Source organism: Streptomyces sp. NPDC045026 (assembly GCF_056432625.1).
In genome coordinates, this window is sequence record NZ_JBWKIS010000008.1 from 303,629 (window position 1) to 316,743 (window position 13,115).

Annotated in this window: 9 protein-coding genes; 5 read left to right on the plus strand and 4 right to left on the minus strand. The window is 72.7% G+C overall.

All coding sequences use genetic code 11. The features are described 5' to 3' along the window. Nucleotides 1–16 precede the first annotated feature (16 nt). On the minus strand, nucleotides 17–751 hold the full coding sequence (locus AC07EJ_RS20290; RefSeq protein ID WP_393582991.1) for a Tat pathway signal sequence domain protein: 735 nt from the start codon (nucleotides 749–751) through the stop codon (nucleotides 17–19). 214 nt (nucleotides 752–965) lie between these two features. Here AC07EJ_RS20290 and glgX point away from each other — a divergent pair, with 214 nt between their 5' ends. Then, a complete protein-coding gene (gene glgX / locus AC07EJ_RS20295) occupies nucleotides 966–3,107 on the plus strand; it encodes a glycogen debranching protein GlgX (RefSeq protein WP_389480428.1) in 2,142 nt (713 codons plus the stop codon). Here glgX and AC07EJ_RS20300 read toward each other — a convergent pair. Continuing rightward, nucleotides 3,061–4,329 (minus strand): MFS transporter, encoded by a 1,269-nt coding sequence (locus AC07EJ_RS20300; protein WP_478884635.1) that lies wholly within the window; start codon nucleotides 4,327–4,329, stop codon nucleotides 3,061–3,063. The two genes, glgX and AC07EJ_RS20300, sit on opposite strands and share 47 nt — an antisense overlap. 81 nt (nucleotides 4,330–4,410) lie before the next feature. Between AC07EJ_RS20300 and treY the strand changes: the two genes are divergently transcribed. Both treY and AC07EJ_RS20310 read left to right on the plus strand, forming a co-directional pair. Then, nucleotides 4,411–6,870, plus strand: coding sequence for a malto-oligosyltrehalose synthase (gene treY, locus AC07EJ_RS20305; protein WP_478884636.1), 2,460 nt, complete (start codon nucleotides 4,411–4,413; stop codon nucleotides 6,868–6,870). A 134-nt stretch (nucleotides 6,871–7,004) separates the two neighbouring features. Continuing rightward, nucleotides 7,005–8,255, plus strand: coding sequence for a M14 family zinc carboxypeptidase (locus AC07EJ_RS20310; protein ID WP_389480421.1), 1,251 nt, complete (start codon nucleotides 7,005–7,007; stop codon nucleotides 8,253–8,255). A 45-nt stretch (nucleotides 8,256–8,300) separates the two neighbouring features. Here the strand turns inward: AC07EJ_RS20310 and AC07EJ_RS20315 are convergent, their stop codons facing one another. After that, a complete protein-coding gene (locus tag AC07EJ_RS20315) occupies nucleotides 8,301–8,852 on the minus strand; it encodes an FHA domain-containing protein (RefSeq protein ID WP_389480418.1) in 552 nt (183 codons plus the stop codon). A gap of 197 nt (nucleotides 8,853–9,049) precedes the next feature. Here AC07EJ_RS20315 and AC07EJ_RS20320 point away from each other — a divergent pair, with 197 nt between their 5' ends. Both AC07EJ_RS20320 and treZ read left to right on the plus strand, forming a co-directional pair. Beyond that, nucleotides 9,050–10,000, plus strand: coding sequence for a GNAT family N-acetyltransferase (locus AC07EJ_RS20320; protein ID WP_389480416.1), 951 nt, complete (start codon nucleotides 9,050–9,052; stop codon nucleotides 9,998–10,000). 136 nt (nucleotides 10,001–10,136) lie between these two features. Continuing rightward, nucleotides 10,137–11,885, plus strand: coding sequence for a malto-oligosyltrehalose trehalohydrolase (gene treZ / locus AC07EJ_RS20325; RefSeq protein ID WP_393582998.1), 1,749 nt, complete (start codon nucleotides 10,137–10,139; stop codon nucleotides 11,883–11,885). 303 nt (nucleotides 11,886–12,188) lie between these two features. Here treZ and AC07EJ_RS20330 read toward each other — a convergent pair whose 3' ends face one another. Beyond that, nucleotides 12,189–13,115, minus strand: a complete 927-nt coding sequence (locus AC07EJ_RS20330; protein WP_478884637.1) for an aminoglycoside phosphotransferase family protein — start codon at nucleotides 13,113–13,115, stop codon at nucleotides 12,189–12,191.

Here is a 13,115-nt window from a genome sequence, read left to right on the forward strand (position 1 = left end):
GTCGAGGGCCTGCGGCTCAGCCGAGGCGGCCGACGGTGCGGGCGCTGAGGTCGACGACCAGCGCGCGGGTGTCGATCCACGGCCCGTTCCTGACCTTGGTGACGACGCGCAGGCACCGGTGCTCGCCGCAGGCGGTGAGGCCGGACGGGACGTGCGCGACGGTCTCCTTGCGGAAGACCATGCCGCTCAGCTCGAGCTGGTCCGTGCCCGTCAGCTGCTTGCCGGTGGCGTCCTTGTAGTCGTTCTTCAGGCCGGCGCCGAGCGGGTTCGCGATGAGGAGCTGGGTGGCCTCGCGCAGTTCCCCGGGGCTCGGCGGCGGCTGCACGCCGTGCGCCGTGTCGGTGTTCTCGACCTTGCCGCTGTCGAGGTTCACGGTCCGGGTCACGACCGTGTCGGCCTTGTAGTCGTAGTAGACGACCTCGGCGCGGCGCTCGGCGGCCTGCGCGCCGCTCTGCGTGGGGTCCACCTCGCTGAGGTTCGTGGACAGGTGCTGCGGCCCCCGGTCGCCCTCGACGTCCCGCGCGCTCCTGCGCAGTCCGTTGCTCGCCACCGCGATCTGTTCGGCGCGCTTGATCTCGTCGTCGGTGAGCGGGTCCCTGCCGACGCCCTTGTCGCCCTCGTGTGGCGCGGCCTCCACCACGCCGTCCTTCGGGATCGCGTCCTGCTGGGCGGAGCCGGCCTTGGCCTGGTCACCCGCGCCCGCCTCCCCCGGCAGGGTCACGCCCAGCAGCACGGCGGTCGCCGCGGCCACGACGGCCGCTCCCGCCATCATTTTCCCCAGATGGCGTCTTGCGAGCTCTCGCACATCTTCCCCCTGTTGTCCCCGCGGCCCCACCTGTGGGCGGACGGGTATGCGTGGTCTTCCTGTAAGAGGGGCCCAATTCCTAGGTGGTTCCGTCACTTTCGGGAAGACTCTGGCGGAAGTCGCCCGGGGCATCCGGGCCGGAAGTGGAAGAGTCGTACCCATGCAGGTCTGGCCTGGACAGGCGTATCCACTCGGTGCCACTTACGACGGCGCCGGCACCAACTTCGCGGTCTTCTCGGAGGCCGCCCGGCGCATAGAGCTGTGTCTGCTGCACGACGACGGGTCGGAGACCGCGGTGGAACTGCGGGAGACCGACGCCTTCGTGCGGCACGCGTATCTGCCCGGCGTCATGCCGGGCCAGCGGTACGGCTTCCGCGCGCACGGCGCGTACGCCCCGGAGCGGGGGCAGCGGTGCAACTCCTCGAAGCTGCTCCTCGACCCGTACGCGAAGGCGATCAGCGGCCGGATCGACTGGGGCGAGGCGGTCTACGGGTATCCCTTCGGGTCGCCCGACAAGCGCAACGACCTGGACTCGGCGCCGCACACGATGTCCTCGGTCGTGGTCAACCCGTACTTCGACTGGGGCGACGACCGTTCGCCGCGCACGGAGTACCACCACACGGTGATCTACGAGGCCCACGTGAAGGGCCTCACGATGACGCACCCGGCGCTCCCGGACGAGCTGCGCGGCACCTACGCGGCGCTCGCGCACCCGGCGATCCTGGAGCACCTCACGGAGCTGGGCGTGACGGCCCTCGAACTGATGCCGGTCCATCAGTTCGTCAACGACCACCGGCTGGTGGAGACGGGCCTGAACAACTACTGGGGCTACAACACCATCGGCTTCTTCGCGCCCCACAACTCCTACGCCTCCTGGGGCGACCGCGGGCAGCAGGTCCTGGAGTTCAAATCGGCCGTACGCGCGCTGCACCAGGCCGGGATCGAGGTCATCCTCGACGTCGTCTACAACCACACGGCCGAGGGCAACCACCTGGGCCCGACACTGTCCTTCAGGGGCCTGGACAACGCCTCGTACTACCGCCTCGCGGACGACCGGCGCTACTACATGGACACGACGGGCACCGGGAACTCGCTGCTCATGCGGTCGCCGCACGTCCTCCAGATGATCATGGACTCGCTGCGTTACTGGGTCACCGAGATGCACGTCGACGGGTTCCGCTTCGACCTGGCGGCCACGCTGGCACGGCAGTTCCACGAGGTGGACCGGCTGTCGTCGTTCTTCGACCTCGTGCAGCAGGACCCGGTGGTCTCCCAGGTGAAGCTGATCGCCGAGCCGTGGGACGTCGGCGAGGGCGGCTACCAGGTCGGCAACTTCCCGCCGCTGTGGACGGAGTGGAACGGCAAGTACCGGGACACCGTCCGGGACCTGTGGCGGGGCGAGCCGCGCACCCTCGCCGAGTTCGCCGGGCGGCTGACCGGTTCGTCCGACCTCTACCAGGACGACGGCCGCCGCCCGCTCGCCTCCATCAACTTCGTCACGTGCCACGACGGCTTCACGCTGCGCGACCTGGTCTCGTACAACGAGAAGCACAACGACGCGAACGGCGAGGACAACCGCGACGGGGAGAGCCACAACCGGTCGTGGAACTGCGGCGTGGAGGGCGACAGCGACGACCCCGGGGTGCTCGGTCTGCGGGACCGTCAGGCCCGCAACTTCATCGCCACTCTGATGCTCTCCCAGGGCGTGCCGATGCTCAGCCACGGGGACGAGCTGGGGCGCACGCAGAACGGCAACAACAACGCCTACTGCCAGGACAGCGAGCTGGCCTGGGTGCGCTGGCCCGAGAACCCCGAGAACCCCAAGAACCCCAAGAACACCGGGCAGGACTCCCTGCTGGCCTTCACGCGCGCGATGGCGCGGCTCAGGCGGGACCACCCGGTGTTCCGCAGGCGCCGCTTCTTCCACGGGCGGCCGGTCGAGGGCACCCACGACGATCTGACCGACATCGCGTGGTTCACGCCGGAGGGCGAGGAGATGACGCGGGACGACTGGGGCGCGGCGCAGGCACGGGCCCTGTCGGTGTTCCTGAACGGAAACGCGATCTCGGAGCCGGGCCCCAGGGGCGAGCGCATCTTCGACGACTCGTTCCTGCTGCTGTTCAACGCCTCGCCCGACGCGTTGGAGTTCCTCGTGCCGGTCAATCACGGGCGCCAGTGGGAGGTCGTCGTGGACACGGCGCTGCCCGAAGGGGTGCCGCAGGGGACCGGCGCGAAGGTGCAGGCCGGTGACCGTCTCACGCTCCTCGACCGGAGCCTGACGGTGCTGCAACGGCCGGCGTGACTCCCGGTCCCGCGGGGGTCTTGACGAGGAGCGCGACGCCGAACGCGAGGGCCGCGGCCACGCTGCCGACCGTGAACGCCGCGGCGGGGCCGTGGGACTGGGCGAGGCGGCCCGCCACGGCGAGTGTGACCGCCTGCCCGCCGACGAAGGCGCTCGAGGCGAACGTCATGCCCTCGGCGATCCGTTCGCCGGGCACGGCGCGTTCGGTGAGTCCGAAGCCGGTGATCAGATTCGGCGCGAAGACGGCGCCGAACACGGTCACCGCCACGTACAGGCCCGTCATGCTCTGTGCGCCGATCAGCAGGAGGGACAGGAGCGCGGCGGCGGCCGTGGTGACCCGCCAGCGCAGCGCGAGCCCGAAGCGCTCCGGCACGGCGGCCATGGACAGGCCGACGACGGCGCTCATGACACCCATGGCGGCGTAGACGAGGCCCGCCTGGTCCTCCTGGCCGAGCTTCTGGGTGAGCGCCGTGATCCCGGCCCCGCAGCCGCCCAGGAGGACACCGAGGAAGACGAGGCCGAGGCGCACGAGCCCGACCTCGCGCGGCATGCGGGGGCGCCGGTCCCTCGGCTCCTTCAGGGCGGGGGCCGCCACGGGGCGGACCGCCGTCGCCGTCGGGTGCAGCGCGAACGCCGTGCCGCAGCCGGCGACCAGGAGAGCGGCGGCCCCGAACGCGTACGCGGGGTGGCCGACGAAGGCCGCGACGCCGATCAGGGCGGGCCCGATGACGAACGACAGCTCGTCCATGGTGCTCTCCAGCGAGAGCACCGTGTTCACGACGCGCTCGTCCGCACCCCCGCGGCGGACGAGCGCGACGCCCCGGGCCCTGGCCAGCGGACCGATCCCTGGCACCGTGGCCCCGGCGAGCACGCCGAGCGCCATCAGGAGCGGCGTGGAGAGCCCCGCGAGGGCGCCGAGCGTGTAGCAGGCGATCGCGAGGGCGTTCAGCAGCGAGCAGCACAGCACGACGCTCCGCTGACCGTGCCGGTCCGCGAGCCGGCCGACGACGGGCCCCATGGCCACCTGGCCGAGCGCGAGCGCGCAGGCCACGGTCCCTCCGGTCGCGAGGGAACCGCTCGTCCTGGTGACCAGCAGGACGCTGCCGAACAGGATCACCGCCAGCGGCAGCCGCCCGAAGAACGAGATCACCGGGAGCAGCGCCCCGGTCGCCCCGAGCACCTCGCGGTATGTCGCCGACGTTCCCCCCACTGCCTGTGCCATCGTTCGAAACTATCGACGGCGCCGGTGACATATGCATGCGGCGATGACACGAAAGACGCCGGGGCGGGTACGTAGGTTCGCATGACGCGCATGACACCGGACCATCACGGGGGCGAGGTCCCCGCCCCGCCCACGGCCACGTACCGGCTGCAGCTCCAGCCGTCCTTCCCGTTCGCCGCGGCCGCCGGCGCCGTCCCGTATCTGGCCTCGCTGGGTGTCTCGCACCTGCATCTGTCGCCGGTCCTGGAGGCCGTCCCCGGTTCCACGCACGGGTACGACGTCGTGGACCACGCGCGCGTGCGGGACGAGCTGGGCGGTGAGGAGGGGCTGCGGGCGCTCGCGCGCACGGCGCGGGAGCACGGGCTCGGCCTGATCGCCGACATCGTGCCCAATCACATGGCGTCGGCGGCCGGGCTCAACCGGCCGCTCCAGGAGGTACTGCGGGACGGGCCGCACTCCCCGTACGCCCACTGGTTCGACATCGACTGGGAGGCGCAGGACGGGCGGGTCCTGCTGCCCGTGCTCGGCCACCGGCTGAGCCACGAGCTGGACCACCTGGAGGTGGACGGCCGTGTGCTGCGCTACTACGAGCACGCGTTCCCGCTGCGCGAGGGCACGGAGACGCTGCCCCTTCCGGAACTGCTCGACGCGCAGTGGTACCGGCTCGGCTGGTGGCGCCTGGCCCGCACCGAGCTGAACTACCGGCGCTTCTTCACCATTTCGGACCTGATCGGGGTCCGCGTGGAGAACCGGGAGGTGTTCGACGCCACGCACGAAAAGATCGTCCAGCTGCTGCGCGAGGGCGTCCTCGACGGGCTGCGCGTCGACCACCCCGACGGCCTGGCGGACCCCGGCGCGTACCTCAAGGACCTCGCCGACGCGACCGCCGGGCGCTGGACCGTCGTCGAGAAGATCCTCGGCGAGGACGAACAGCTGCCCGCCGCCTGGCCGGTGGCCGGCACGACGGGCTACGACGCGCTGCGCCGGATCGACGGCCTGTTCACCGACCCGTCGGGCGCGGACGAACTGCTCGGCCTGTTCCGGCGCTTCACGGCGGCGCCCGCCGACCGGGGCGGCGACTGGGACGCCACGGCGCGCCGCGCGGCGTACAAGGTCGTCACGCACGAGCTGGCGGCCGAGGTGGACCGCCTCACGCGCGAGGCGGTCAGGTTGTGCGCCGCCGACGCGGCCCTGCGCGACCACGCTCCGTGGGCCCTGCGCGCCGCCGTATCCGAACTCCTGGTGCGCCTCGACGTGTACCGGCCGTACGTGACCGGGGGCGCGGACCCGGAGAGCGTGCTCACGCCCGGGGACGCCGAGGACGCGAAGGGGGTGTTCGCCATCGCCGAGGAGGCCGAGGCGGTGGACACCGTGCGCGAACTGGCACTCGGCAGGCGCGGGTCGGGCCCCGAACACGACGCGTTCCGGGCGCGGTTCGCGCAGACGGCGTCCGCGCTGCGGGCCAAGGCGGTCGAGGACACGGCTTTCTACCGGCACGCGCCCCTCCTGTCCGCGACGGAGGTCGGCGGTACGCCGCAGAGCCCGGCGGTGGACCCGGAGTCGTTCCACGCGTACTGCGCGCGCGTGCAGCGCGACTGGCCGTACACGGGCACCGTCCTGTCGACCCACGACACCAAGCGCAGCGCCGACGTGCGGGCCGGGATCTCCGTGCTCACGCAGTGTCCCGGGCGCTGGGACGGGCTCCTCGCGGACGTCACCGAGCGGACCGCGCGCGAGGGCGGCGCGAGCGCGCCCGATCCCCAACTGGCCTGGGCGGCCTGGCAGACGGCGGTCGGGTTCGATGACCGGGACGGCGAGCGGCTCCAGGGCGCGATGCTCAAGCACGTGCGCGAGGCGGGGCTGCACACGAGCTGGACCGAGCCGGACGCGGACTACGAGAAGGCGGTGCGCGACTTCGTGGCGGCGGGCCCGTGCGGGCCGCCCAGTCAGGCCGTGGCCGCGTTCGCGGACTCGTTGCGGCCCCATGTGCGGGCGAACGTCCTGGGGGCCGCTCTCGCCCATCTGACGATGCCGGGGGTGCCGGATGTCTACCAGGGGACGGAGCGCGAGTACCGGGCGCTGGTGGACCCCGACAACCGGGCGCCGGCCCACTTCGACCTGGAGCTACTGGAGCGGCTCGACTCCGATGAGGGGTCCGAGCCCGACGACCTGCCCGGCGAGCTGTGCGAGGAACTGTCCGACGAGCTGTCCGACGAGAAGCTGGCGCTCACTGTCGCCGCGCTGCGGCTGCGCCGGGCGCATCCGGACTGGTTCGGCGGCGAGTCGACGTACGAGCCGCTGGCCGCGCGGGGGGCGGGCGCCGCGCACTGTGTGGCGTTCGCGCGCTCCGGGGAGGTCGTCGCCGCCGTGACCCGGCTGTCCCTGCGCCTCGCGGAGGCGGGCGGCTGGCGCGACACGGAACTGTCGCTCCCGGAGGGTCACTGGGTCGACCTCCTGGCCCCGGGAAGGGAGTTCACGGGCCACGCGCGCGTGGATGACCTGTTCACCCGGCTTCCGGTGGCGCTCCTCGTACGGGCGTAGACGGTCGACCGAGGAGCACCGGCGGCGGCTTCGGGCCGGGGCCGCACCAGCAGTGAGGCACTGGATGCCGCCTTCTTGACAGGTGCCGCGCAGCGTGGGGTACTGCGGATGCGACGCGGGGAGCACCAACGGGGGTGAGTCACCTGACGGAGCAGCGCTACCCGAATGTGGCCGAACTGGTCCAGTCAGCACGGGAGCTGGCGACTCACCGACCCGACCTGTGCGTTCTACGCCAGGTCGGTACCTCACGCGCGGGCCGGCCGCTGCACCTGTTGTCGGTGGGGCACGACCACCGCGCGGTGCTCGTGGTCGCCGGTGCCCACGCGAACGAGCCGACCGGTGGTTCCACCCTACAGCGGCTTGCCGAACGCGCCTTGTTGGAGCGGGAGTTGCGCACCGACTGTTCCTGGCACTTCCTGCTGTGTGCCGACCCGGACGGCGCGGATCTGCATCGCACCCCCGCGCCGCGCACCCTGCTCGACTACCACCGGCACTTCTTCCGCCCCGCGGGCCCCGAGCAGCCCGAGTGGTCGCCCTCCGTACTGCCGCCGGACCGGCTGCCGCCCGAGACGCGGGCCCTGACCGCAGTCATCGACGAGCTGCGCCCCTTCCTCCAGGTGTCGCTACACGGCACCGATCTGGGCGGCAGCTGGGTGCAGTTGACGCGCGACATACCGGGGCTCGCGGAGCCGTTCGCCAAGTCGGCGGCGGAGCTGCACATCCCGGTGGAGACGGGGGCGTCGGACGCGGCGGGCTGGCCCGCTGCGGGCCCCGGCGTCCATGTGATGCCGGAGCCCGGCGCCGAGGCCGCGTTCCCCAGCCTGCCGGACGACGCCCGGCACAGCACCTGGCACCACGCCCACCGCTACGGCGGCCGCACCGCGATCGTCGAGGTGCCGATGTGGGCGAGCGACCTCGTGGACGACCCGGCGCCGCACCCCGCCCCCGACCGGGCGCTGCGGCGCCTCGCGCACCGGCTGAGCCGGGACACCCTCCTGGTGGAGGAGATCCTCCGGTCGGCGCTGCCCCGGCTTCCCGAGGTGGACGTGCCGCTGATGCGGGCGGCGCGGTGGGCCGTCGCGCTGGTGCCGGGCCTCGCGGACGACTGGCTGAAACCGCCGCCGCCGGACGCCACGATGGCGTACGTGGGGAGCATCGACGCGTTCTCCAGACGGCTGCCGCTGCGGGCCGCCGCGATGCTCCTGCGGGTCCTGAAGGAGGCGGACGACCCGGACGCGGAGCGTCTTGAGCAGTTGGTGACGCACTGGTGCGATGCGTTCGCGGAGCGGTTCAGGGCGCGGTGGGTGCCGCTGGAGCACCAGGTCGAGCATCAGGCGCGTACGACGGTCGCTGCGGTGCGGCACACGCTCGCGGCGGGCGACTGAATGCGGACATCCCTTGAATCGACCGGAGTCGACAGTGCTCGCGGCCTAGTCGGCGGACAGCCGGAACGACATCCGTCCGAAGGCGACCTGGTCGCCGTCCTGGACGACTGCCGCCCCGACGACCCGCCGCCCGTTGACGGACGTGCCGTTGGTGGAGCCGAGGTCACGCAGCACCCACATGCCGCCCTGCCTGCTCAGTTCGGCGTGCACGCGCGAGACGGTCTCGTGGCTGAGGCGCAGCCCGTTGGCCGGGTCGCGCCCGATGCGCAGCGGGTACGGGCTGTCCGGCCGCGGCAGTTGAAGCTTCGGGAGCCGCTCGCCCTGCCACGCCCCGCGCAGCCGCACAGTGAACCCCGAGACCGCTGCCACGGTGCCGAAGACCATCCGGGACCAGCGGCCCTCGGTGTGCAGATCGGCGGTGAGCGCGGCGAGTTCGTCGGACCGGCGGGCGGCGAGGGCGAGTTCCATGCGCCGTACGAACGTGTCGTGCGACAGCCTGCCGAGTGCGGCGCCCTCGCGGAGTTCCCGCAACGCCCTGTCGCGCTCGGCGTCGGACAGCCGCGCGGGATAGGTCTGGTGCTCGGACGAGGAGGCCACGTACGTGATTGTCGGGCAGCGCGGCCGGGGTGTCCAGAAAACCACGAACTTCAACCCGTCCCCCGTACGGCCTTGACCAGCAAGGACGGTGGCCGGACGCGGTGGAGGGGAAAACCGGGCGCGTACGGCGCGTGCCCGCTGCTACGTTCGGCGGCCCGGACCGCCGCCGGGCGCGTTCGCGTAGACCAGGAGAATTCTTGACCACTGCACCGCAGGGAAGCCCGCACCCGACGCACGGCGACGCGGATCTGGTCGTCCGCGCGCTGGCCGAGGAAGACGTTCCGCTTTTCCGTACGTTCGACGATCCGGGCCTCGTGGGCCGTGTCATCACCGGCGTCGGCTTTTCCACCGTCGCCGAGGGCGGCGACTACCGCCCCGAGTGGACCTGGGTCGCCCTGCGCGAGGGGCGCGTGGTCGCGCGTGCCGCCTGGTGGGGCGGCAAGGACGACACGGAACCGGTGAACCTGAACTGGTTCGACGTCCTGGAGGACGACATCGAAGCGGGCACCGAGCTGCTGCGGCGGGCCCCGTTCGACGTCGAGTACGAGCTGATCCTGCCCGCGGGCTGGCGCGAGGACCCGCGGACGCGGGCGGCCGCCGAGGTGCGGATGGAGGCGGTCACCCGGGCCGGGAAGAAGCTCCTCGTGGAGCGGCTGCGCTACCGGTGGACTCCGGAGAACGGCCTGCCGGAGCGTCCCGGCCGCCTGGAGTTCCGGGCGGAACCCGACGACGAGGTGATCCTCGACGTGCTGCGCCGGGTCCACTCGGCGACGCTCGACGCGCACGCGCTGCGCACCATCGAGGAGTCGGGCCTCGCCGCGGCCGCGCAGGAGGAGCTGGACTTCTTCCACTGGTGCCCGTCACCGCGCGAGTGGTGGCAGCTGGCGTACACACCGGAGGGAGACCTGGCCGGCCTGCACATCCCCGCCCACAACCCCGGCGGGCCGTGCATCGGGTTCATCGGCGTGGTGCCGGAGCAGCGCGGCCACGGCTACGCGTACGACCTGCTGGTCGAGTCGACCCACCTCCTGGTGGAGCACGGCGCCGAGTTCGTCGCGGGGGCGACGGACGACGGGAACTTCCCGATGGCGGCGAACTTCACGAAGGCCGGGTACCCGGTCACGGAGAAGCGCATCAATTTCGTCTGAGGTTCACCGGCCCCTTCGGCCGGCGGGTCCGATCCGGCGAGGAATGCGCGGAACCCTCGCCGAATCCCGGCGGATCACTGTCCGCTGACGCAGGATGGACGGGTCGTCACTGTCGGCAGACAAGGGGGAACCGTCCGTGCAGTTCGAGGTGTGGGCACCACAGGCCGAGCGGGTCGCGCTCCACTGCGAGGGCACCACGCGCGCGTTGGAGCGCGACCCGGACCGGGAGGGGTGGTGGTCGGGCGAGGCGGACGCGCAGGACGGTACGCGCTACGGGTTCGCGCTCGACGACGGGCCGGTGCTGCCCGATCCCCGATCGCGCCGCCAGCCGGACGGGCCCGACGGCCTGAGCGCGGTCGTCGACCACGAGCGGTACACGTGGCGCTCGGAGTCGGGGCCGGGGCACGGCCTCCCCGGCGCGGTCCTGTACGAGCTGCACGTGGGAACGTTCACGCGCGAGGGCACGCTCGATGCGGCGGCCGAACGTCTGGGTCACCTCGTCGAATTGGGCGTCACGCACGTGGAACTGATGCCGCTGTGCCCGTTCCCCGGGCAGCACGGCTGGGGCTACGAGGGCGTCAGCCCCTGGGCGGTCCACGAGCCGTACGGGGGCCCCGAGGCACTGAAGCGCTTTGTCGACATGGCGCACGGGCTCGGGCTCGGCGTCGTCCTCGACGTGGTCCACAACCACCTGGGCCCTTCGGGCAACCATCTGCCCGCGTTCGGGCCGTACTTCACCGAGACCCACCACACGCCGTGGGGCGCCGCGGTCAACCTCGACGCGCCCGGTTCCGACGAGGTGCGCGCGTACTTCGCCGGCAGCGCGCTCGCCTGGCTGCGCGACTACCGGCTCGACGGGCTGCGCCTCGACGCGGTGCACGCGCTGCGCGACACACGCGCGGTCCATTTCCTGGAGGAGCTGTCCACGGCCGTCGACGCCCTGGCGGAGGAGCAGGACAGGCCCCTGTTCCTGGTCGGCGAGTCGGACCTCGGCGACCCGCGCGTGATCACCCCGCGCAGCCACGGCGGCCTCGGGCTCCAGGCGCAGTGGAGCGACGACTTCCACCACGCCCTGCACACGGCGGTGACGGGCGAGTCCCAGGGCTACTACGCGGACTTCGCGAAGGCGCCGATGGCCGCGCTCGCCAAGACCCTGAGCCGGGGCTACTTCCACGACGGCACGTACTCGACGTTCCGGGGCCGGCATCACGGGCGTCCCGTCGACCGCACCCGCACCCCCGCGCACCGACTGCTGGGCTACGCCCAGACCCACGACCAGATCGGCAACCGCGCGCAGGGCGACCGGCTCTCCGCGACCCTCTCCCCCGGGCTCCTGGCGTGCGCAGCCACGCTCGTGCTGACCGGGCCCTTCACACCGATGCTGTTCATGGGCGAGGAGTGGGCCGCCGGCACCCCGTGGCAGTTCTTCACGGACCACACCGACCCGGCGCTCGCGGACGCCGTACGCAAGGGCAGGCGGCGGGAGTTCGCGTCGCACGGGTGGGCAGAGGAGGAGATCCCCGATCCCCAGGACCCGGCGACCCGTGAGCGTTCCTGCCTGGACTGGTCGGAGCCGAACGACGGCGCTCACGCGCGCGTGCTGGCTTGGTACCGCGAGCTGATCGCGCTGCGCCGCGGCCGGGCCGACCTGACGGACTCCGACCTGGCCGCCGTGCGGGTGGCGTACGACGAGGGGGCCCGCTGGATCGCGTACCGGCGGGGAGATCTGCGGGTGGCGGTGAACCTGTCGGACGAGCCGGCGGCGGTGCCGGTCGGCCGGAACGGCTACCGGGTGCTCGCCGCGTGGGAGCCGGTGGGACTGCCCGGCGAGGACGGTCTGCTCACCGTCCCGCCGCAGTCGTGCGCGGTGCTCGTCGGACCGTAGGGGGTTTTGGCCCGTCCCCGGGACGGGCCAACTCGGCGCGCCGGGGGTCGTGGTCGAAGGTCGGACCGCAGAGGTCCCAGCCCGTCCCCGGATCCTTGTCGGCCACCCCCTCACGAGCCCTCGGCCGAGGAGGCGTCGGACCGTAGGGGTTCCCACCCGTACCCGGGCCATCGTCGGCCACCCCCTCACGAGCCCTCGGCCGAGGAGGCGTCGGACCATAGGGGTTCCCACCCGTACCCGGGCCCTCGTCGGCCACCCCCCTCACGAGCCCTCGGCCGAGGAGGCGTCGGACCGTGGCCGGTCTCAGCCCGCCTCCGGGTCCTTGTCGGCGAGCTCCGTCACAAGTTCGAGGAGGATCGCCTCCCACGCGCGCTCCAGCTGGGTGCGCAGGAGCGGCAGGGGGCTGTCGTCCGTGCCGTGGAGGCGCTCACCGAGGCGTACGAGTGTGTCGCAGCGGGCCAGCCACAGGCCGCGCAGGCTGGCGCGGGCGCCGTAACCGGCGAGGGTCGCCGCGCGGACGGCCGCGCGGGCGCCGACCGCGATGCTCAGGCCCGCGATGTCCTCGGCCGGGTCACCGAGGACGGCGTCGGTCCAGTCGAGCACCCCGCGCACCCGGCCGTCGGGCGTCACGGTGAGGTGTTCGCCCTTGAGGTCGTGGTGGACCACGACGGCGCCGGGCTGCGGGGCGAGCTGGGCGGCGGCCTGCGCGGCCAGCTGCGCGAGGCGCGCGGGTTCGAACTCGCCGTCGCGGCCGAGGAGTTCGGCGGACCGAGCAGCCTCCCGACGCAGCACATCGAGGGAGCGCGGCGGCGTCCTGACGAGGCCGAGCGCCTCGGCCCGCGCGGCGGGCACCTCCCGCAGCCCGCCGAGCAGCCCCGCGAGATCCTCCTCGCCGGCGGCGGTGACGTCGACGACGTCGCCCGACGCACCCTGCAGCCGGGTGTCGAGGGTGTAGGTGCGCCCACTCGCCCACTCGCCGGACGCGAGAGAGGCGGGCACGGCAATGCCGACGTGCTGGCGCACGAGGTCGCGGAGCCTGATCTCGCGGCGCTGGCGGGCGGACGACGACGCGTCGAGGGCGAGGCGCAGCACATAGCGGGTGCCGACCCACCACGTGGAGTGCTCGCCGCCTTCAGCCACTGGTCTGGCATCGAGCTGCTCGCCGTCGGGGAGGAGGGCGCCCATCAGTCTGCGTACGGTGTCCTGGGTGGGCTGCGGAGCGTCGGACAT